Genomic DNA, 22,816 nt, shown 5'->3' on the forward strand with positions numbered 1-22,816 from the left:
TTAAAAAATCTCCTTATTTGTCATTTTCATCAAAAATAAAAACTTCCTCTATCGATTGATTAAAAATCGATGCAATTTTATAGGCAAGTAATACAGAAGGATTGTACTTCTGATTTTCAAGTGAAATAATCGTCCTTGACGATACACTTACACGATCAGCCAGTTCTTGTTGAGTTAAATTATGCTGTTTTCTTAAATCCCGCACTCTATTTTCCATATTCATCCCCCTTCAATATCAAAGGACTCGTTCATAGAAAAACTTAGTTACAGTATTTAGGATGAAAAGAGCAAGTATTAAGAGTAAAAGAACCGCTTTTACAGATAATACAATAAAATTACTCAAAAATAGCAACACTATTATTAATAAAGTTATACAATGCATAGTTATATTTGAAGCTTGTCCTTCAACCAGAGCATCTCTTTCATCATATTCTTTCGATAAATCATCTTCATTTTCTGATTTTCTTATATAGATTGTCATCGATACAATCAAAATAATAATGCCAGCAATGAAAAGATAGATTGTTGACACTTTATCCTCTGGATTCATCAAAAGACTAATAACACCTAACATTATTGCGAGGAACGATATTAATAATCTTTGAAATAACTTCCGTTTCAATACAATACCCCTTCCGAAATATGAAGTTAACTTCATGTGAAGTTTATTTCATATTACATACTTTTATAAACGTCGTCAAGTTAAATATTTGATAAACAATGAAAATGCCATCAAAAAATTAAAGAAAATTACCAAATTTTATATGTGTCATATTTAATATTGAACATCACAAGAAGAAAACGATGCTGAGTTCCCCTTCGTTTTCGAATAAAAATCTAAGTATGCACTAAGCAAAAAAATACCAAATACTCAAATAATCGAGTATCTGGTATTTTATTTGTATGATTTTATGATTGATTCGAACATGCTGCAGATCAATAGTAATACAATGCTAAACATTACTAGATACATTATTTTATCAACAAAGTGAAATGTTATTTAAAGTAATAGCTCTCAAATAGATATATTCCTTTACAACTATCTAGTACAATTACATTTAGTGATCGCCTTAAATTTTCTGTTTGAGGCACAGATTTAAAGGATAAAATAAAAAAATCAATTATTTTATTTTTGGAAGTAGAGGTGTTTTTTGATGAAAACATGGACAAAGACTATTAACATAAATGCTCCCATAGAAAACGTTTGGACATTGCTTGATGGCTCTTTAGCTGATTTGCAAAAAATTATGCCACAAGTAGTTGAAAACAAACCTATGAAAATAACGGAAGAAGTGGTTGGCAGTGTTTATCGCCAAAAATATAAAGAAGGAAAACGTATCGAAGAGTATGATGTCGAAACATTAGAATATACGAATACGCCTGATAAAAAAATCTTGAAAGTAGGCTTTACACTCGCTAATATGTTTGAAATTACGGCTTACTATGAATTAAATAAACTAAATGAAACAGAGACTTCTTTTACTTATACCGCAACAAATAAACCGTTAAAATGGTTCGTAAAATTATTTTTATTGTTTGCTTCGGACAAAGTAGTCGTTGAATTTTTAGAACGCGTCAAAAAAGTGGCGGAAGCGCAATATTAGCCACTTATTAAACAACACAAAGAGGCTGGGACAAAAAGAAAAAATGTTAGACCGATTGCAATTGGTCTAACATTTTTTTGATTTAGGAAGGAACACTCTACTCATTGAAGCGGAAAAGTTATTATCTGTTTTCGTTATTTTTCAAAATAATCGAGTTCTGTCCCAGCCTCTTTATTAGAGTAGTTTGCAAAATAAAGCATATAAAAGTATAGTTTTGGGGCTCATTATTTAGAAATGGCTGCAAACTGTAAGATGATTTCCTAAAGATGATACGTTTGGAACACGCTGCTGATCCGATTGCTCCGACAAGTCCTATTTATGCATTCAATTAAATTTTAGATCGAACTGGACTACACATTGCACCACCTGTTAAATCGTGAATTCAATGTGAAAGTTATCGCTGAGAGATTAGGCAATACACCAATGATGATTATGGAATGGATGTATACGGTCATGTTCTAATTATTTTCATGGTGCGCAGTAGTGCATAGAATCCCGAAACTCTTTTGATGTAGCAGTTGCTGTTCATCTGTTGTTCATATTGCTTTTTTATAATAAATCCGAGCAATAGGTGTATATATTCTTTTAGAGGGTGATTGAAATGCTAATAATTGCTACTATATTTATTACAGCAGCACTAATTTTTTATTCAGTAGGAGTATGGGCAGAAAAATTCCAAAAAACATTAAAGTTATGGCATGTGATTATTTTTTGGATAGGCTTACTATGCGATACACTCGGAACTACCATGATGGAAAAAATGTCCTCACAAGGATCTCTATTTAGTTTTCATGGCCTAACAGGTTTATTAGCAATCTTTTTAATGTTATTTCATGCAATTTGGGCTTCTATTGTATTGGTAAAAAAAGACTCAAATATGATGATAAAATTCCATACGTTTAGTATATTAGTATGGTTCATTTGGTTAATCCCTTATATATCTGGAATGATATATGGAATGACCAACAAATTTTAATAACATAAAGGATGGATTTAAGCTGTAGCGCCTGCCAACGTTACGGCTTTTTTCTTTGCCCTCGAAACTTCTTTCAATGCCAATAATCATCACTTGATGTCTCTCGCGGTACTTGTATAAAACTGGGGTTAATCATTAATAAAAATCTCAGAGACCATTGCTATAACAGGATTCCCCAACCACATTATGCTATACTATTTCTATTATCGAAATATTTGAAACGAGGGATGCTAGATGACAAATTTACAGCAATTAGATGCGTATTTCACAGAACATCGCGAGACACACTTAAATGAATTAAACGAATTTTTACGTATTCCAAGTATTAGTTCTTTATCTGAGCATAAAGGTGATATACAAAACGCTGCCGAGTGGCTTGCCAATGCCTTTAAGAAACTCAATCTAGAAAACATCTCCATTACTCAAACTGCAGGTCACCCTGTTGTTTATGCGGATTGGTTACATGCAGAGGACAAACCAACTATTCTGTTTTACGGTCATTATGATGTACAGCCTGTTGATCCATTAAATTTATGGGATAGCGAGCCATTTAACCCTACAATCCGTGATAACAAATTGTTTGCTCGTGGTGCTAGTGATGATAAAGGACAAGTGTTTATGCACTTAAAAATGATTGAAGCCTTATTTGCGACAACTGGCACATTACCAGTGAACGTGAAATTCATCTATGAAGGTGAAGAAGAGATTGGCAGTCCTAACCTTCCTGCCTATGTTGAAGAACATAAGGAGAAATTAGCTGCAGATTTAATTTTGATTTCTGATACAGGTCTTTACGGTCCTGGTAAGCCTGCTGTATGCTATGGGTTACGAGGCTTAACAGGGATTCAAATTGATGTTCGCGGTGCAAAAGGTGATCTTCACTCAGGTCTTTACGGTGGCGGTGTACAAAACGCTATTCATGCATTGGCTGACATTTTAGCATCTTTCCGTGATGAGCATGGCACAATTCAAGTTGAAGGCTTCTACGACAAAGTTTTACCGTTAACTGAAGAGGAACGTGAAGCTTACCGTGCGCTTGGCTTCGATGAAGAATCAGTGAAAGAAGAAGTTTGCGTGAAGGAATTATTCGGTGAGGCTGGCTATTCCTATTTAGAACGTACTTGGGCACGCCCAACATTAGAGATCAATGGTGTGTTTGGTGGCTTCTCTGGCGAAGGCATTAAAACGGTGCTTCCTGCTGAGGCTGGCGCAAAAATCACTTGCCGTCTTGTGCCAAATCAAGAACCTGATGAAATTGTAGCACTTTTAAAAGCACATATTGAAAAACATAAGCCAACTGGCGTTGAAGTGACAATCTCTGAATTCGATAAAGGTCGTCCATTCTTAACACCATTTGATCATCCACTTATCCAAGCTGCTGGTCGCTCGTACGAAAAAGTATATAATGTGCCAACTGCTTACACACGTGGAGGAGGATCAATCCCTATCGTGGCTGCTTTTGACGAAATTTTAGAATTACCAGTAGTGCTAATGGGCTTCGGTTTATCTAGTGAAAACTTCCATGCCCCAAACGAACACTTCCATTTAGAAAACTTCGATAAAGGATTACGCGTTTTAAGCGATTATTTATTCGAGGTAGCTGAATTACAAAAATAAAATAAACAAATCCCCTCGCATTTTTTTACGAGGGGATTTTGCTATGTTATTCACCAAAAATCGTAACGATATCTGCTGATTTTTTACGTTCTTTCCCTTTTGGTATTTCATCAAAATAGCCAACTTGTAGCATTGCGATAACACGCTCACTCGGCTGCACTTTTAAGGATTCACGGAATTTTGGGTTATCTAGGAAAGCGGGTGTTTTCCAGCATGAGCCGATTCCTCTATCCCATGCTAGCAATTGAATGTTTTGAATAAAAATACTTGCCGCTGCGTAATCTTCTAAACGCTCTTTTTGTCGTACATCCTCAGGAACAATCACAAAAGCATAACCACCCGCTAATGTGAATTTCATCATTTGCTTCGCTAAATCTTCACTTGAAAGCTCCTGCCATTTCGGTATAGCTAAATCACGCAATACATGATGAAGGGCAGATAACTCCTTTCCACATGCAACAACTAAACGCCAAGGCTCTCGATTACCATGATTCGGTGCCCATACCGCATCTTCAATAATTGCCAGTAAATCTTCACGATTTACTGGCTGCCCATTAAACTTTTTAATAGAACGACGCTCAATAATCGCATCCCTAACAGACAAAAATTGTTCGCTCATATACTCGTATCTCCTTTTATAACATTACTGCAATATTTTCTATCTTTTACATTATCACAAAATGATGAGCTTTAATACCGCTACCTTCCTAAGCAAAACTATCATCTATATGAATATAATAATAAGTCATGCTTGGCGTATAGGCCGTTGAATCTTCATAAAAATATGGCCGATTAATACTATCTGAAGTATGTGCGTTAACATATGGAATACCATTTTGAATACTCGTCACAATTACGGAATGGTCAATCCTTCCATCACCTTGGAAATCATAAAAAATGATATCTCCAAGATCTAATTCCTCAGCAGATTGCACACGCCTTCCCTTCAATCCATTTTTAGAGCCCTCCAAATACCATCTAAGGGAATGTGCAACAGACCAGCTAAAGCTCCAATTGCTATGTTGAACCCACCAACCTCTCTCTCTATTTGGAGCACCTCGCATTGGTGCTCCTCCAGCAAGTAAGCATTGAGAAATATAGTTCGTACAATCGACAGTAAAATTCGGAAATGCTGGATTACGCCTGTTCCACCACAAATTCGCATATTGTACAGCGGCCTGTCTGTTATACATTTTTGCCACACTTCCCCTCCTTATATTCATCATATGTACAAAGAGGTGTTTCTATTAGCTAGGCCCATATTCGAAAACCTATATAAAGTGGTCTTTATTGGTGGTATCTTTTCAATTTTAAGGTAGTTTTTGCTACAATAAGGTTAAAAGAAATATACATTTTTATTTTATGACTGGAAGGGATGTTGAAAGTGAAGCAGCATGCTGAGAAAGAAATTATACAGCCTACTCTTTTATGCGATAAAAAAGGTAATTTAAATCCAGCTGCCATCGGATTTGCACGTAAACCCCTCATAAACAGCAATTTAAGTGGCCATATTCTGCGCAAAAAGAAATGGAATTATTGGTGTGTCTACGGTGATGAGATTATATTCTCTGCTACTATTAGTCATCTAGACTACGCGGCGGTCTGCTTCGTTTATTTCCTTGAATATGAAACACAGCGCTATTTTGAAAAAACGATTACAATTCCATTGGGTGGAAAGTTAAAAATGCCTACACAGGTGCTAGATTCCGTATCATACAAAAATAGTGACATGATGATTGAGATGACTTATATACAAAATGAAACACATCTATCAGTTTCAATTCCAGACTTCGATGGAGATGTTTTACGTGCGAAGCTTGTCATTCAGCATCCACCAACAGATGAGTCATTGAATGTAGTCATTCCTTGGAACCGTAAAACATTCCAATTTACAGGTAAGCATCATATACTTCCTACTTCTGGAGTTGTAACAATTGGAACGCGTCACTTTACATTTTCACCTGAGGAAAACTTCTCTGTACTAGAATATAGTCGTGGTGTTTGGCCACGTGAGTCAACATGGAATTGGGGTATGGCCTCACAGCGAGTTCGAGGTAGGCGAATTGGGCTCAATTTAGGCGGTAAGTGGACTGACGGGACTGGAATGACCGAAAATGCTGTTTTCGTTGAAGGTCAAATGACAAAAATACATGAAGATGTACTGTTCAATTATAATCAAGAGGATTTAATGCAACGGTGGAAAATTAAGACAAAATTCTCTAACCAAGTTTCATTAACATTCTCCCCGTTTTTCGAGCGCGTATCCGTAACAAAGGCCGGACTTGTAAAATCTGAAGTACATCAAATGTTTGGCTATTACGACGGCTCCGTATTACTAGACAACGGTGAAACACTTGTAATCAAGCAAATGCTAGGCAGTATAGAAGAAAATCGTGTGAAATGGTAAGAACAAAATAATTTAATTGCTATATTCTTCTCATACTAGGGTTTAACGCACTGACATTCGCACATCCTCAGCGCGTTAAATCCGAAAAAGCCCATGACTCGCGTCTATCCGTCGCTTTGGCGGTTCTTTCCCGTCGCTCTGTCGGGGCTATCCACGACTTTGATGGTTCTATCCACGTTTTTGACTGCTCTATCCACGACCTTGATGGTTCTATCCACGTTTTTGACTGCTCTATCCACGTCTTTGACGATTCTATCCGTCGTTCTGGCCACTCTTTCCGTCGCTTCGACCTTTCTTTCCGTCGCTCTGACTTCTATCCATAACCTTGGCTCTTCTTTCCCTCGATTTGTGGGCTATCCACGTTTTTGGCTACTCTATCCACGTCTTTGACGATTCTATCCGTCGTTCTGGCCACTCTATCCGTCGCTTCGACCTTTTTTTCCGTCACTTCGGCTCTTCTTTCCGTCGCTTTGACTTCTATCCATAACCTTGGCTCTTATTTCCCTCGATTTGTGGGCTATCCACGTTTTTGGCTGTTCTATCCACGTCTTTGACGGTTCTATCCGTCGTTCTGGTCGCTCTTTCCGTCGATCTCGCCTTTCTATCCGTCGCTTTGACCTTTCTTTCCGTCACTTCGGCTCTTCTATCCGTCGCTCTGACTTCTATCCGTCACCTTGGCCTTTCTTTCCGTCGATCTCGCCTTTCTATCCGTCGCTCCGACTTCTAGCCGTCACCTTAGCTCTTTCATCCGCCACTTTGACCGTTCCATCACTGCTTCTATCCCCCCGGCCATTCCATCCAATCAATCTGCCAATCCAGATACTATCTTCTCCGGGTCATCTGTAAATATTGCCTGTACACCAAGCTGCTGCAATTGCTTTGCATACTCAACATCATTGACTGTATACACACGTACAACGGCTCCTTCATTAAGAGCTTCTTTAACTGATTTCCGAAACGCTGTTGTTAAGCTGACATGTATAGCATTTGCCGGAATTTGAGCTGTGTAGCCATAAAAATCAACTAAAATTTCTGCAAACAGCGCCGCTTTTTCGATATACGGTGCTCTTTGTGAGACGATCTGAATGGATTCATGATTGAAGGAGGAAATAATCACCCTCTCTGTCATTTGGTATGCAGCAACTCCCTTAATGACAAGAGCTTCTATACCGTTATACGGAAATACATCTGTTTTAAGTTCAATATTAATACGATGATTTGTACCTGCAAACAGCTCTAATATGTCACCTAGCGTTGGAATGCTTTCACCCTCAAATTCAGGAGAAAACCATGAACCAAAATCAAATGCACGAAGTTCTTGTAGCGTATAATCCTTTACGTAGCCAGAACCGTTAGATGTGCGATCAATCGTTTCATCATGAATCACGACCAACTCCCTATCCGCTGTTAAATGAACATCTAATTCAATCCCAGCAATCGGAAGCTTTGATGCAGCTACAAACGCAGCGATAGTATTTTCAGGGTAATGTGCAGAAACGCCTCTATGGGCAAAAATATCCAAATCTAATAACCTCCTATTTCGCCCACCTCTCATCAGATTAGCGGGTGGGCCTTGAATTTCGGTTTTCCTTCTTCCTAAATAATCCTATTACAATTTCACTTGATGGTAAATATTTTATATAGTAGTATTAGAATCTACTTGAAATTGTAAGTACTTAGGAGGTGCTAAAAAATGACTGCACAACATCCAGATTTTCAGGTTGAAGTGGAACGGCTAGTTTACACCAAAAATTATATGCAGCAAATTTTAAATGAATCGAAAAAAGATTTGCAATCTGCTCAGGAAAATATCCGTAAGTCGATGGCAGATCTTGATTATTTAGATTCAAGTTTGAGCTATTTAAATATCTTAGCAAATGCTCGTTTCTTTGAAATGGCTCGAAACCAAAAGGAAGGCTTAGAGGCTGTTCAAAAAAAGCCATACTTTGCTCGAATTCATTTTCAAAAAACTGGAGATCCTGAAGAATTTCTTTATATCGGTAAAACCTCTTTGTTTCATCGAGAAACCCATGAGCCTATTATAGTCGATTGGCGTTCACCGGTAGCAAACGTCTATTATGATGGTCGCCTTGGGGATATGGAATATGATGTGCGCGGAGAGATCCATCAGGGACACCTATTTGCCAAGCGTCAATATAAAATAGAAGATGGTGAATTGCTTGATATACGGGATATTGATTTAACAACAAACGATGAATTACTGCAAGAAGCGTTAGCTGGAAAAGCAGATGTGCGTTTAACAGAAATCGTCTCCACCATCCAAAAAGAGCAAAATGAAATTATTCGAGCACATCTTCGTCAGCCGATCATCGTACAAGGAGCTGCTGGTAGTGGAAAAACAACAATTGCCTTACACCGAATATCTTACTTCCTCTATACAATGGGCGAACATTTTAACCCTGAGCAGCTCATGATTTTAGCACCAAATAAGTTATTTATCGATTATATTGGTGACGTTTTACCAGAGCTTGGTGTCGATAAAATTTGTCAAACAACCTTTACTGATTATGTTCTAGCTGCAACTAAACTAAAACTGAAACTTCAAAACCCTAATGAACAATTAGAATCTCTTGTTGCAGGAGAAGCCCAACAGTCCATCTCTTGGATATCCGAAATAAAGGGCTCTCTTTATTATCGGGATGTAATAGACCGATATGTTCAAAAAATAGAGCAGGAAATTGCCAACCAATTCGAGGATGTATCCATTGAAAAATATTGCATTATGCGCGCCTCCCATTTAAAGAAGCTATTTTTATATGAATTTTCTTATATGCCGATTGAAAAACGACTAGCTCATATTAAAAAGGTGCTAGCAAGCCATGTTCGTCAAAAGAAACAGGCTATTTTAAATATGCTCCATAAAAAATATGACGAAGCACTTGGCAAAGCACTGAATGGCATTCGTGATGATGACAAACGCCGTCGCGTTGTCACTAAGTTTATCGATGAACGTGATGAACGTATTCCTGCTATTGAGAAAGAGGCAAAATCAACAGTATCTGTTTATATGCGTCGCTTTGCTAAACATAACATCAAAACTCTCTATCGTACCCTTCTAACAAATGCTGAGCTTTTAGCAGAGCTTGCACCAGAATGGCATTTTCTTGAACAACAGCAATTTTTACAAATGCATGCTAAAGAACAATGGGTGCTTGAAGATTTAGCTGCACTTTATTATTTACAAGCTCGTATAAAAGGAATTTCAGATGAATGGAAAATGCGAGTTGTCTTTATCGATGAAGTACAGGACTATAGTTTATTTCAGCTTGCTGCTTTAAAAACAGGGCTTGAAACGGATATGTTTACTATGGTTGGTGATTTAGCACAAGGCATTCACAGCTATCGATCTCTTACTGCCTGGGAACCCGTTCAAAATCTATTTCCTCGAGCAAGCTTCAGAACACTTCAAAAAAGCTATCGAACAACAATTGAAATTATGGAGGTAGCGAACAAGATTTTAGCACAAATGGACGAACAGCTTCCCTTAGTTGAGCCCGTGGTTCGTCATGGCAATGTACCTACCTATATACAGGCACAATCATTTGATGCCCAGCAAATTAAGCAAATTTTTGAGAACATTCGAGCCAATGGACATCATTCCATTGCTTTAATTTGCAAAACTACTGCAGAGGCAAGATCCATGCAGCAAGTATTAAAAAATAATAAGATTGCTGCTCAGCTCCTAACTGAAACTGAGTCCATCAATCAGGAATTATTGCTCGTTGTTCCAAGTCATTTAGCTAAAGGCCTTGAATTTGATGCAGTCATCGTAGCTGCCTTCGATATCCCTTTCTATGATACGAAGATTGATCGAAAGCTACTTTACGTGGCACTCACTCGAGCAATGCATGAGCTTTATTTAATTGGCCCAACAAAGAATACATTTCTATTAGAAAATGAACAGATATAAGAAATAATTTCACCTTGGTGTAATTGTAGCTGTCGCTACAGAAAACATTTGCCGCTGCCGCTTCGCTTTCGCTACAATCAAAACCCTGCTGAAAGAAGATAAAAAAGTCGCTATTAAGGCGACTTTTTTACATCGAACATTTAATGCTCATTTATCGATTCCGAGGCGGTATACGGTAAAACCTCCCTCTGGATAAATACGCTTTCACAACTTTCCACCATGACCTTGGTGCTTCCCTTGGAGGAGACTTCTTTTTAGGTAGTGCCGGCATACGCATGATAACGACTCCTTTCATAGGCTTGCTATTACTATATGAAGATAGTTACGAATTTATGATAAAAAGGCTCCCTAATAAAAGCTTACACAATCACTCCTAGTATTCATTACGAGCAATTAGGTAATAATTATTTTCTTTACACTTATCTACAATCAGAAAGAGAGATGTATCCAATATACGATACATCTCTCTTTCCCAAAGCTTCATTTTTATAAGCCAAGTGCTCGTTACATAATCGCCGAAAATTGTGTGCGAGTTAGAAATTATCGGTTCCTCACCTAGCACAATGTCATGATCTGCTAGTGCGGTACTATATCAACTCGCCTAGTGCGACGAATCGAAATCCTTAAATGGGTTAAATCAAAAGTAAGGACCATCATTTTCGCCATTTGAGTACGGTCTTGTGATTTGTTATTTCGGTACATCCTAAAATGATACAGCTTCTCGTATTGGTGTTAGTTGTAATGCACAATCAATCATAAGCGCTAGATGTTGACGTGCCATACAAAGGACCATAAATAAGTTAACTAACCAAAAAGAATTAATCAAGTTCCCCCGAACAAATTCCTTTTTGTTGTTGGTATTTTAAATCATAGACCAAGAGATTATTTATTTCCATAGAAAAAAAGCCAAGGAATAAATCCTCGACTTTTCTAGGTGCCTAGCGACGTCCTACTCTCACAGGGGGAAGCCCCCAACTACCATCGGCGCTAAAGAGCTTAACTTCCGTGTTCGGTATGGGAACGGGTGTGACCTCTTTGCCATCATCACTAGACTATTTTCGACCTCCAATACACGGCGTATTACTGCGTCAGCTTCTCTCGCTCAATCGGTCACGTACAGAGGTACGCTCCCTCATTCACTCGTTTGCTTCCTTGTACTACTTGTGTCTTGAAGCTCTCTTCGGCTTTCAATATACATCGTATCTTGAAACCCTTGGTTGAAAGAAATTGTTCTTTCAAAACTGGATAAACGCGCATTGAATGTTTCAAACATTTTGGTTAAGTCCTCGATCGATTAGTATTCGTCAGCTCCATGTGTCACCACACTTCCACCTCGAACCTATCTACCTCATCGTCTTTGAGGGATCTTACTTACTTGCGTAATGGGAAATCTCATCTTGAGGGGGGCTTCATGCTTAGATGCTTTCAGCACTTATCCCGTCCACACATAGCTACCCAGCGATGCCTTTGGCAAGACAACTGGTACACCAGCGGTGTGTCCATCCCGGTCCTCTCGTACTAAGGACAGCTCCTCTCAAATTTCCTACGCCCACGACGGATAGGGACCGAACTGTCTCACGACGTTCTGAACCCAGCTCGCGTACCGCTTTAATGGGCGAACAGCCCAACCCTTGGGACCGACTACAGCCCCAGGATGCGATGAGCCGACATCGAGGTGCCAAACCTCCCCGTCGATGTGGACTCTTGGGGGAGATAAGCCTGTTATCCCCGGGGTAGCTTTTATCCGTTGAGCGATGGCCCTTCCATGCGGAACCACCGGATCACTAAGCCCGTCTTTCGACCCTGCTCGACTTGTAGGTCTCGCAGTCAAGCTCCCTTGTGCCTTTACACTCTACGAATGATTTCCAACCATTCTGAGGGAACCTTTGGGCGCCTCCGTTACCTTTTAGGAGGCGACCGCCCCAGTCAAACTGTCCGCCTGACACTGTCTCCTGCCCCGCTAAGGGGCATGGGTTAGAATTTCAATACAACCAGGGTAGTATCCCACCGACGCCTCCTTCGAAGCTGGCGCTCCGAGATCTCTGGCTCCTACCTATCCTGTACAAGTTGTACCAAAATTCAATATCAGGCTACAGTAAAGCTCCACGGGGTCTTTCCGTCCTGTCGCGGGTAACCTGCATCTTCACAGGTACTATAATTTCACCGAGTCTCTCGTTGAGACAGTGCCCAGATCGTTACGCCTTTCGTGCGGGTCGGAACTTACCCGACAAGGAATTTCGCTACCTTAGGACCGTTATAGTTACGGCCGCCGTTTACTGGGGCTTCAATTCGCAGCTTCGCTTGCGCTAACCACTCCTCTTAACCTTCCAGCACCGGGCAGGCGTCAGCCCCTATACGTCACCTTACGGTTTTGCAGAGACCTGTGTTTTTGCTAAACAGTCGCCTGGGCCTATTCACTGCGGCTCTCATGCGCTTGCACGCTCAAGAGCACCCCTTCTCCCGAAGTTACGGGGTCATTTTGCCGAGTTCCTTAACGAGAGTTCTCTCGCACACCTTAGGATTCTCTCCTCGACTACCTGTGTCGGTTTGCGGTACGGGCACCTCTCACCTCGATAGAGGCTTTTCTTGGCAGTGTGAAATCAGGAACTTCGTCCATACGGACTCGCCATCACAGCTCAACGTTACAGTGTGCGGATTTGCCTACACACACGCCTTACTGCTTGGACGCGCACAACCAACGGCGCGCTTACCCTATCCTACTGCGTCCCCCCATTTCTCAAACGGTGAGGAGGTGGTACAGGAATATCAACCTGTTGTCCATCGCCTACGCCTATCGGCCTCGGCTTAGGTCCCGACTAACCCTGAGCGGACGAGCCTTCCTCAGGAAACCTTAGTCATACGGTGGACGGGATTCTCACCCGTCTTTCGCTACTCATACCGGCATTCTCACTTCTAAGCGCTCCACCAGTCCTTCCGGTCTGACTTCAACGCACTTAGAACGCTCTCCTACCACTGACATCGTAGATGTCAATCCACAGCTTCGGTGAATCGTTTAGCCCCGATACATTTTCGGCGCAGCGTCACTCGACCAGTGAGCTATTACGCACTCTTTAAATGATGGCTGCTTCTAAGCCAACATCCTGGTTGTCTGTGCAACGCCACATCCTTTTCCACTTAACGATTACTTTGGGACCTTAGCTGGTGGTCTGGGCTGTTTCCCTTTTGACTACGGATCTTATCACTCGCAGTCTGACTCCCGTGTATAAATATCTGGCATTCGGAGTTTGTCTGAATTCGGTAAACCGGGATGGCCCCCTAGTCCAAACAGTGCTCTACCTCCAGTATTCTCATCACGAGGCTAGCCCTAAAGCTATTTCGGAGAGAACCAGCTATCTCCAAGTTCGATTGGAATTTCTCCGCTACCCACACCTCATCCCCGCACTTTTCAACGTGCGTGGGTTCGGGCCTCCAGTAAGTGTTACCTCACCTTCACCCTGGACATGGGTAGATCACCTGGTTTCGGGTCTACGACCACGTACTAATTCGCCCTATTCAGACTCGCTTTCGCTGCGGCTCCGCCTTCTAAAGCTTAACCTCGCACGTAATCGTAACTCGCCGGTTCATTCTACAAAAGGCACGCTATCACCCATTAACGGGCTCTAACTACTTGTAGGCACACGGTTTCAGGATCTCTTTCACTCCCCTTCCGGGGTGCTTTTCACCTTTCCCTCACGGTACTGGTTCACTATCGGTCACTAGGTAGTATTTAGCCTTGGGAGATGGTCCTCCCGGATTCCGACGGAATTTCACGTGTTCCGCCGTACTCAGGATCCACTCAGGAGAGAACGAACTTTCGACTACAGGGCTTTTACCTGCTCTGGCGGACCTTTCCAAGTCGCTTCATCTAACTCGCTCTTTTGTAACTCCGTATAGAGTGTCCTACAACCCCAAGAGGCAAGCCTCTTGGTTTGGGCTCTTCCCGTTTCGCTCGCCGCTACTCAGGGAATCGATTTTTCTTTCTCTTCCTCCAGGTACTTAGATGTTTCAGTTCCCTGGGTCTGCCTTCAAGACGCTATGAATTCACGTCAAGATACTACGCGATTAAACGTAGTGGGTTCCCCCATTCGGAAATCTCCGGATCAAAGCTCACTTACAGCTCCCCGAAGCATATCGGTGTTAGTGCCGTCCTTCTTCGGCTCCTAGTGCCAAGGCATTCGCCGTGCGCCCTTAATAACTTAACCAAGTTATTAAGCCTATAAAAAAACTTAAAAAATAAATGTGTTTGTTACAATTTCAATGTCGTTTTATCCAGTTTTCAAAGAACAAGTTTTGAAGTGTTTCATTCAGAAGAATGAGCCTTCAAAACTGAACGCAAAACGTAATCTTACAAACCCTAGGTTTGTATTCCGAAAATATCCTTAGAAAGGAGGTGATCCAGCCGCACCTTCCGATACGGCTACCTTGTTACGACTTCACCCCAATCATCTATCCCACCTTCGGCGGCTGGCTCCAAAAGGTTACCCCACCGACTTCGGGTGTTACAAACTCTCGTGGTGTGACGGGCGGTGTGTACAAGGCCCGGGAACGTATTCACCGCGGCATGCTGATCCGCGATTACTAGCGATTCCGGCTTCATGTAGGCGAGTTGCAGCCTACAATCCGAACTGAGAACGACTTTATCGGATTAGCTCCCTCTCGCGAGTTGGCAACCGTTTGTATCGTCCATTGTAGCACGTGTGTAGCCCAGGTCATAAGGGGCATGATGATTTGACGTCATCCCCACCTTCCTCCGGTTTGTCACCGGCAGTCACCTTAGAGTGCCCAACTAAATGATGGCAACTAAGATCAAGGGTTGCGCTCGTTGCGGGACTTAACCCAACATCTCACGACACGAGCTGACGACAACCATGCACCACCTGTCACCGTTGTCCCCGAAGGGAAAACCATATCTCTACAGTGGTCAACGGGATGTCAAGACCTGGTAAGGTTCTTCGCGTTGCTTCGAATTAAACCACATGCTCCACCGCTTGTGCGGGCCCCCGTCAATTCCTTTGAGTTTCAGTCTTGCGACCGTACTCCCCAGGCGGAGTGCTTAATGCGTTAGCTGCAGCACTAAGGGGCGGAAACCCCCTAACACTTAGCACTCATCGTTTACGGCGTGGACTACCAGGGTATCTAATCCTGTTTGCTCCCCACGCTTTCGCGCCTCAGCGTCAGTTACAGACCAGAAAGTCGCCTTCGCCACTGGTGTTCCTCCAAATCTCTACGCATTTCACCGCTACACTTGGAATTCCACTTTCCTCTTCTGCACTCAAGTCCCCCAGTTTCCAATGACCCTCCACGGTTGAGCCGTGGGCTTTCACATCAGACTTAAAGGACCGCCTGCGCGCGCTTTACGCCCAATAATTCCGGACAACGCTTGCCACCTACGTATTACCGCGGCTGCTGGCACGTAGTTAGCCGTGGCTTTCTAATAAGGTACCGTCAAGGTACAGCCAGTTACTACTGTACTTGTTCTTCCCTTACAACAGAGTTTTACGATCCGAAAACCTTCTTCACTCACGCGGCGTTGCTCCATCAGGCTTTCGCCCATTGTGGAAGATTCCCTACTGCTGCCTCCCGTAGGAGTCTGGGCCGTGTCTCAGTCCCAGTGTGGCCGATCACCCTCTCAGGTCGGCTACGCATCGTCGCCTTGGTGAGCCGTTACCTCACCAACTAGCTAATGCGCCGCGGGCCCATCTTATAGCGACAGCCGAAACCGTCTTTCAGTATTTCACCATGAAGTAAAATAGATTATTCGGTATTAGCCCCGGTTTCCCGGAGTTATCCCAAACTATAAGGTAGGTTGCCCACGTGTTACTCACCCGTCCGCCGCTAACGTCAAAGGAGCAAGCTCCTTCTCTGTTCGCTCGACTTGCATGTATTAGGCACGCCGCCAGCGTTCGTCCTGAGCCAGGATCAAACTCTCCATAAAAAGAAATTTGATTAGCTCAAATTGTTTTGCTGGCATCATGTTTGATGTCCAAAATTTTGTTTCATTCACCAACTCAAGGTTAGTTACTAAAAACTTTATTGATTACGTTTTGCTTGTTCAGTTTTCAAGGTTCATTTTGTTACCATTTCTCAACAGCAACTTTTATATAATAACATGTCATCAATCATGTGTCAACAACTAAATTATTTAATTTAATTTATCTGTTTTTCAGCAGTTATCTTAACGACTTGTATAATATTACACTCTTAATTTAAATAGGTCAACACTTTTCCTAAGAAAAATTAGAGTTTTTCATATCATTGAGAAACTTCCTATATTATATAACGGGGAAACAATTTAATATTAGACTCGCAATCTAAAGTTAATTAAATGTTTTATTGTTATCTAAATTGATAAACTGCATATAAAGATCATTATGAAATTATTTTCAGCCTTATATTATAGGGTTGATTGATGTTTCCTTTAAAAGAAAGGACTTACTTACCCTTTTATGTAATTCATCTATCTCCATCCAAAATTTTACGTATCCTTATCACCGGTGGATGGACTTCAAAAAAAGTGAGGAGCGATACTTAAAGCACACTCCTCACTCTTCATCTATTGTTTTACGAAATAATCTATTTGCTGAGCCTTCATAAAACCGGCCTTCTCATAAACAGAAAGTGCCTTTCTATTGTCAATTTCTACATCTAGCATGACGAATTTCGCACCAATTTTGCTCGCATAATCTTTGGAAAATGAAAGCATCGCAGTACCTATCCCTTGCCCCTCACAAGTTGGATGAACTGCCAATGCTGTGACCCATTGAATTTCATTTTCCTGAGCAGTCGTCACTGTTCCAACCACTTTTCCTTCTTTACGTGCTACCCACAGTTTTCTTCCAGTCGTTGACGTATTAAAAGCGATTAGCTCCTCAGACTCTTCAGGTAGGTCTCCAAACGCTGCACTATAGATGGCAATCAGCTCTGCCTGTTCGCCTGCATAAGGAATAATTTTGATATCATCCTTTAATTCTACTGACTCTGCTCTTGTTTCTAAAGTGGCCTCAGAAAAGCTATATGTAAAGCCATTCTTTTCAATAAACGTGTTTCCATAAGGTGATCCATCTATCACTACCGCCAATTGACCTTCTGCCCCACGCTCTTTGAGGCCTGCCTGTAAAGCAGCCACTAAAGCGGTTCCAATTCCCTTTTGACGGTATCTAGGTGTTACTACTAAAGACCATTCATATGTATGCAGCCCCATCAAGTCTATTGCACTAGCTGCACCAACTAATACATCTTTGTCATCTTCATAAGCAAGTACCATAAAGCCCTTCGATTCAAAGGAACTTGCCATAGGCAAACTCATAGCAGTTTCATATACACGATAGTCATATGTGGTCGCTTCTTCACACAATAATTTTAATTCATTTAATGTTTCCCCATCTAATGGAAAAGACACTGTCATCACTGAAATGTTCATCATTTACTCCGTTCTTGTATCAAACTATTGCCCTATTGTAGCAAGAAAGAAAATAAGCTGGCAACAAATTATATTCGATACCTCCAATTATTAACAATTCCACTTCAAACATAGTGAAATTATAAAGTTTTATATGATTATTGACGGTCATAATGACTGAAAGTTACTAGAATCAGGTGTGAGTTTTTATACACTCCCATTTATCTGAAGATCCGATTTCCACTACCAATGAGCGTCTAGTCGCTCTCTCACCTAAGCAAAATATCATCAATAAATCTTCTTTAGGTCAATAATACCTATATTTTTCATTTTATCATTATCCATAATCATACTATTTTTACAGATAAATTACATTCGAAATTTGAAATGATATACTTAAAAATCTATATTTCAACTAAAAAAGAGCAATTCCAAAAATCTTGAAATCACTCTTTTTTATGTTTGAGGAATGAAATTTATACCTACATCGTTTCGTTTACCCTACTCATCAAGATGATAAGATGAAGATTGTAACATCTGTGCATAAATGCCACCTGATTCAATTAACTTTTGTTGTGGCCCCACTTCGACTAACTCACCCTTGTGCATAACAAGCACAATATCGGCATTGTGCACTGTATTTAAGCGGTGAGCAATAACAAAACTTGTTCGTCCCTGCATTAACATGTCTAGAGCCTCTTGAATCGCAAGCTCCGTCACAGTATCAATGCTACTTGTCGCCTCGTCCAACAACAAAATTTTCGGGTCTGCAATCAATGCACGTGCAATTGACAATAACTGCTTTTGACCTTGCGAAATTTCACGACCATCTGCCGCAAGTACTGTATCATAGCCATTCTTTAGATTCATGATAAAGTCATGTGCATTCGCACGCTTAGCCGCCTCTTCTATCTCCTCATCACTAGCATCTAATCGTCCATAACGAATATTTTCACGTACAGAAGCCTCAAATAAAAACGGATCCTGTAATACAAAGGCCATTTGCGAACGCAAAGCTTGTCGTGCTATTTGCTGAACGTTCACACCATCAAATAAAACCTCACCCTTCACTACCTCGTAAAACCTTGCAATAAGCTGTAAGATTGTTGTTTTCCCTGCCCCAGTTGCCCCAACAAGAGCTACCGTCTGTCCAGGCTCTACGTTAAAATTAACGTCCTTTAAAGTGTAAGCTTCCGCTTCTTGCTCATATTTAAAGTACACATGTTGAAAACACACCTGTCCTAATAGTTTATGCTTCTGCGCGAAAGCAGCTTCCTCTTCAGGCTGTTCATCCAGTAACGCAAATACACGTTCCGCACCAGCAATTGCTGACAGTACTGTGTTAAATTGGTTGGCTAAATCGTTTAATGGTCGTGTAAATTGCCTTGCATATTCTGTAAAAATAACAATTACTCCGATTGACACATGGCCATAAAAAGCAAGTACGCCTCCAATACCAGCCACAATCGTGAAGCTCATATTATTTAAAAAGTTCATGACCTTTGGAATATAGCCAGAGTATGTCTGTGCCCAAAAGCCGGTTCTTCTTAATCGTAAACTTTTTTCGCGAAACTCCTCTTTCATTCGTTCCTCTTGTGAAAAAGCCTTCACAATCCGCTGACCTGAGATTGTTTCTTCAATCATGCCATTAAGCGCTCCCAAGGCCACTTGTTGCTCTTTAAATAATGGTGCTGTTCTCCGTGTAATCCAACGCATTGCCCAAAACATTATTGGTATAATCGTCATCGTTAATACCGTTAGCAAAGGGCTTAAACTAAACATAATAATCACTGTTCCTGTAAGCGTTAATACACTGGAAAACACTTGGATAAAGGAACTGTTTAAAGTTGAGCTAACTGCTTCAATATCATTCGTCATCCGACTCATTAATTCTCCATGCTGACGACGATCGAAAAAGGCAATCGGGAGTCTTTGGAAATGGGCAAATACACTCGTTCGTAATCTATAAATTGTTTGCTGAGCAATACCAATCATCCAATAGTTTTGTAAAAATAATGATACTGCTAATAGAGCGTAAATGCCGATTAACAGCCTAATTCCTTTGCCTAGTCCTGCAAGCTCTCCATGCATTACATACATGTCAATCATTTTACCGATTAAATATGGCCCGAGTAGAGCCAATATTGAGCTCACCGTGACTAGTAACAGCACAATAATTAATAGTGCACGTTGTTCATCAACAATTTTCCATAAACGTAACAGTGTACTTTTCCAATCTGCCGCACGAGGTCCCTTCTTTTTCTTAACAGCCTGCTTCACATCATCTTGCGTCAAAATCGGTTCATAGCCAAAAGGTTTTTGGAAAAATCCCATTATTCCTCTACCTCCTGTTGGGAGATTGCGATTTTTTTATAGAGCGCTGAGGTTCGCAATAGCTCTTCATGTGTCCCGTATGCGACCACTTTCCCTGCATCAATGAGTAAAATTCGATCTGCACCCTTAGCTGTACGAATTTTTTGAGTGACCACTAGCATTGTTGCTTGTTCTTCACTTAATGCCTCCCACAACGCTTGTTCCGTTTTAACATCAAGCGCACTTGTACTATCATCGAGCATCAATATATGACCTTTTCTTAATAACGCTCTTGCAATAGATAGTCTTTGTTTTTGACCACCTGAAAGATTGACACCCTTCTGTCCGACTCTTGTCTCGTAACCATTCGGGAAATCCTCCACAGAAGCATGGATTTGCGCTTGCATTGTAGCCTGTAGCACGGCATCCATTTCAGCCTCTGCATCCCCCCAACGAACATTATCGGCAATACTTCCTGTAAACAACAACGATTGCTGCGGGACATAACCAATGATTTCACGTAGTTCTTGTAAATCCCACTGCTGCGCATCTTCTCCCTCTACTACTATTTTGCCTTCTGTGACATCGTAGAAGCGAGGAATAAGCTGTAGCAATGTTGATTTCCCTGCACCTGTTGCCCCCATAATGGCTAACTTTTCACCAGATCTCACTTGGAAGCTTACATCGGATAGTACAGGTGAATCTCCCCCAGGATAAGTAAAGCTAACATGATCAAAAGCTAATTCTCCAAAGTTCATGCCCTTAGATGTTTTCTCTAAAGATGACGGTAGTTCAATCTCATTTTCAATAGAAAGTACTTCTGCCATACGCTCTGCTGAGGCTTTTGCACGCGCATAAAAAATAATGATAAAGGCAAACATCGAAAACGAGCCTGTCATACGCATTGCATAATTAACAATGGCAACAATATCTCCAAGTGGTGTCGTACCTGAAGCTATTTGCTTCGTCCCAAACCATAGTACTGCAAGTAAACTCATATTCATGATGAATAACAATACCGGCATAATATACTCCATTGTACGAAGAGCCTTTACTGTATCTATTTTTAAGCGTGAGGCAACCTCATCAAAACGCGACGCTTCATAAGCACCGCGTAAATAAGCCTTCACCAATCGAATCGCCTGCAAATTTTCTTGTAGTACACGATTTAAACGATCTATTCTTTTTTGTACAAGCCCAAAATAAGACACACCTTTGGCCACCATAAAAATAAGAAAAACAAAAATAATGGGTGCACCAATAACTAAACACAATGCTAGCTTTGCATTTACAACAAAAGCCATCACAATGCTGCCAACAACCGCAAGTGGTGCCCGGAGCATAATTCGTAGACTCATAAACAACACCGTCTGCACTTGTGTCACATCATTTGTTAACCTTGTAATAAGTGACGCCGTTGAAAATTTTTGATAAGTAGCCAATGTGAAGGATTGTATTTTTTCGAACAGTGCATTTCGTAAATCATAGGAGAAGCTTTGTGCTGTATGTGATGAAAAATATGAATTAACGATACCAGCTAAAAAAGCTACAAAGGATAAAGCCAGTAAAACAGCACCCCATTGCAAAATCATTCCTTCGTTTTGGGCTCGCACTCCATCATCTATGATTTTAGCCATTATAAGTGGTTGGGCAAGCTCGACAAATAATTCCAACAACATTAAACATAACGCAATAAATGCAGTCCATTTATAAGGCTTTACATAGGAAAAAACCTCTTTCATATTCTTCCCCCTTGTCCTAAAAAGAGATTCCCTATAACTCGAACATAGTAATAATCTCCTGTAAAGATAGTATTTTTATGCTTTTTTCCTGCTATCGAAAGCCACGTTACACAAACAAGCATAACGAACACCCAACTAATTGCCAATAACCTAATGATGTACCAAATATGATCACTGAAATAACCATAGCTGTTAATGATTCAATACTAGAAAGAATACTAGTCTCAACTGTTGTAATATATTTCATGCTACTTAAAAGCCACAGTTCCAAAGAATATTAAGCGTTACACCACCTATAAGCATTCCCCAGCCGACAACAAGAAGTACACTCCTTTCTTTCATCAGACGTGCAGGATACAATGTGATCAACAGCTACTCCCCATAATAAGACTTTCTTACTAACTAACAAAATCTCAAACAAAGCGTTCGTTAGTAGGAGAAAAAGACCTTTAAGCGTAACAATAATCCTTATCACTTGATATTTTAGGGGCCATTTATTTAAACTAAGAGAGACAAAAGCAATAATAAATATCGGTTCTAAAAACTGTAGTAAGGTAAACAGTACAGCATTACTTTCGTTGATCGCTGCCACGAGAGCAAACTGTACAACCACCATCCCTACTATTCCGAAAATAAGGGGCTGTCTACTCCATAGTTTTTGCTGTGAATTTCACATCTTTTCCAGTTGATGATCCATTTCATCGAACTAAAGACGATAAATATTATTCCTTTTAACCGTTCCATACAATTCCTACATCCTATATACGTACTAAGGAATGTTATTTTTCTCCAATTTTTTTCTTAGATTTCACTCGAAAAGTCCTATT

General features: G+C 40.8%; 16 protein-coding genes, 3 rRNA genes and 2 pseudogenes. 9 read left to right on the top strand and 12 right to left on the bottom strand.

What is annotated here, in order from left to right; translation table 11 throughout:
• Positions 1–13 precede the first annotated feature (13 nt).
• Together ACB089_RS22560 and ACB089_RS22565 are read right to left on the bottom strand one after the other, a co-directional pair.
• Positions 14–217 (bottom strand): helix-turn-helix transcriptional regulator, encoded by a 204-nt coding sequence (locus ACB089_RS22560; protein ID WP_068985171.1) that lies wholly within the window; start codon positions 215–217, stop codon positions 14–16.
• Between the two features lie 18 nt (positions 218–235).
• Positions 236–622, bottom strand: coding sequence for a hypothetical protein (locus ACB089_RS22565; RefSeq protein ID WP_375122119.1), 387 nt, complete (start codon positions 620–622; stop codon positions 236–238).
• 532 nt (positions 623–1,154) lie between these two features.
• On the opposite strand from ACB089_RS22565, the gene ACB089_RS22570 reads away from it, so the two are divergent.
• The 4 genes and pseudogenes from ACB089_RS22570 to ACB089_RS22585 all read left to right on the top strand — a co-directional run bounded on the left by ACB089_RS22570 (position 1,155) and on the right by ACB089_RS22585 (position 4,197).
• On the top strand, positions 1,155–1,604 hold the full coding sequence (locus ACB089_RS22570) for an SRPBCC family protein (RefSeq protein WP_374964018.1): 450 nt from the start codon (positions 1,155–1,157) through the stop codon (positions 1,602–1,604).
• Between the two features lie 352 nt (positions 1,605–1,956).
• Positions 1,957–2,042, top strand: a pseudogene (locus ACB089_RS22575) (DNA integration/recombination/inversion protein); the annotation flags it as partial.
• Positions 2,043–2,205: 163 nt separating this feature from the next.
• On the top strand, positions 2,206–2,580 hold the full coding sequence (locus ACB089_RS22580) for an HsmA family protein (RefSeq protein WP_374964019.1): 375 nt from the start codon (positions 2,206–2,208) through the stop codon (positions 2,578–2,580).
• Positions 2,581–2,814: 234 nt separating this feature from the next.
• Positions 2,815–4,197, top strand: coding sequence for a dipeptidase (locus tag ACB089_RS22585; RefSeq protein WP_368636030.1), 1,383 nt, complete (start codon positions 2,815–2,817; stop codon positions 4,195–4,197).
• A gap of 46 nt (positions 4,198–4,243) precedes the next feature.
• On the opposite strand, the gene ACB089_RS22590 is transcribed toward ACB089_RS22585, so the two are convergent.
• Positions 4,244–4,816, bottom strand: coding sequence for a nitroreductase (locus ACB089_RS22590; protein WP_374964020.1), 573 nt, complete (start codon positions 4,814–4,816; stop codon positions 4,244–4,246).
• An 88-nt stretch (positions 4,817–4,904) separates the two neighbouring features.
• Positions 4,905–5,399 (bottom strand): amidase domain-containing protein, encoded by a 495-nt coding sequence (locus tag ACB089_RS22595; RefSeq protein WP_374964021.1) that lies wholly within the window; start codon positions 5,397–5,399, stop codon positions 4,905–4,907.
• A gap of 182 nt (positions 5,400–5,581) precedes the next feature.
• Here ACB089_RS22595 and ACB089_RS22600 point away from each other — a divergent pair, with 182 nt between their 5' ends.
• The 4 genes from ACB089_RS22600 (at position 5,582) to ACB089_RS22615 (ending at position 7,331) form a co-directional block, all read left to right on the top strand.
• Complete coding sequence (locus tag ACB089_RS22600; protein ID WP_374964022.1) at positions 5,582–6,604, top strand: DUF2804 domain-containing protein; 1,023 nt, start codon at positions 5,582–5,584, stop codon at positions 6,602–6,604.
• A gap of 116 nt (positions 6,605–6,720) precedes the next feature.
• Positions 6,721–6,927: a hypothetical protein gene (locus tag ACB089_RS22605; protein ID WP_374964023.1), complete on the top strand. Its 207-nt coding sequence runs from the start codon at positions 6,721–6,723 to the stop codon at positions 6,925–6,927.
• Between the two features lie 2 nt (positions 6,928–6,929).
• Positions 6,930–7,091: a hypothetical protein gene (locus ACB089_RS22610; RefSeq protein ID WP_374964024.1), complete on the top strand. Its 162-nt coding sequence runs from the start codon at positions 6,930–6,932 to the stop codon at positions 7,089–7,091.
• 42 nt (positions 7,092–7,133) lie between these two features.
• A complete protein-coding gene (locus tag ACB089_RS22615) occupies positions 7,134–7,331 on the top strand; it encodes a hypothetical protein (protein WP_374964025.1) in 198 nt (65 codons plus the stop codon).
• Positions 7,332–7,406: 75 nt separating this feature from the next.
• On the opposite strand, the gene ACB089_RS22620 is transcribed toward ACB089_RS22615, so the two are convergent.
• Positions 7,407–8,126 (bottom strand): glycerophosphodiester phosphodiesterase, encoded by a 720-nt coding sequence (locus ACB089_RS22620; protein WP_374964026.1) that lies wholly within the window; start codon positions 8,124–8,126, stop codon positions 7,407–7,409.
• 171 nt (positions 8,127–8,297) lie between these two features.
• Between ACB089_RS22620 and helD the strand changes: the two genes are divergently transcribed.
• A complete protein-coding gene (gene helD, locus ACB089_RS22625; RefSeq protein WP_374964027.1) occupies positions 8,298–10,535 on the top strand; it encodes an RNA polymerase recycling motor HelD in 2,238 nt (745 codons plus the stop codon).
• Between the two features lie 936 nt (positions 10,536–11,471).
• Here the strand turns inward: helD and rrf are convergent.
• The 7 genes and pseudogenes from rrf to ACB089_RS22660 all read right to left on the bottom strand — a co-directional run.
• Positions 11,472–11,587: ribosomal RNA gene (rrf, locus tag ACB089_RS22630) — 5S ribosomal RNA — on the bottom strand.
• A 222-nt stretch (positions 11,588–11,809) separates the two neighbouring features.
• Positions 11,810–14,737: ribosomal RNA gene (locus tag ACB089_RS22635) — 23S ribosomal RNA — on the bottom strand.
• A 181-nt stretch (positions 14,738–14,918) separates the two neighbouring features.
• Positions 14,919–16,470: ribosomal RNA gene (locus ACB089_RS22640) — 16S ribosomal RNA — on the bottom strand.
• The 16S, 23S and 5S rRNA genes sit together here, the layout of an rRNA operon.
• Positions 16,471–17,088: 618 nt before the next feature.
• Positions 17,089–17,958: a GNAT family N-acetyltransferase gene (locus ACB089_RS22645; protein WP_374964028.1), complete on the bottom strand. Its 870-nt coding sequence runs from the start codon at positions 17,956–17,958 to the stop codon at positions 17,089–17,091.
• 477 nt (positions 17,959–18,435) lie between these two features.
• On the bottom strand, positions 18,436–20,268 hold the full coding sequence (locus ACB089_RS22650) for an ABC transporter ATP-binding protein (protein WP_374964029.1): 1,833 nt from the start codon (positions 20,266–20,268) through the stop codon (positions 18,436–18,438).
• The gene (locus ACB089_RS22655; protein ID WP_374964030.1) at positions 20,268–21,989 is read right to left on the bottom strand and encodes an ABC transporter ATP-binding protein; all 1,722 of its coding nucleotides are present in this window, start codon (positions 21,987–21,989) and stop codon (positions 20,268–20,270) included. Before ACB089_RS22655 ends, ACB089_RS22650 begins: the two co-directional genes overlap by 1 nt.
• Positions 21,986–22,653: pseudogene (locus ACB089_RS22660) on the bottom strand (EamA family transporter); the annotation flags it as partial. The pseudogene ACB089_RS22660 and the gene ACB089_RS22655, both read right to left, overlap by 4 nt.
• Positions 22,654–22,816 lie beyond the last annotated feature (163 nt).

The organism is Lysinibacillus sp. RS10 (assembly GCF_041956855.1).
Classification (GTDB): Bacteria; Bacillota; Bacilli; order Bacillales_A; family Planococcaceae; genus Lysinibacillus; species Lysinibacillus xylanilyticus_A.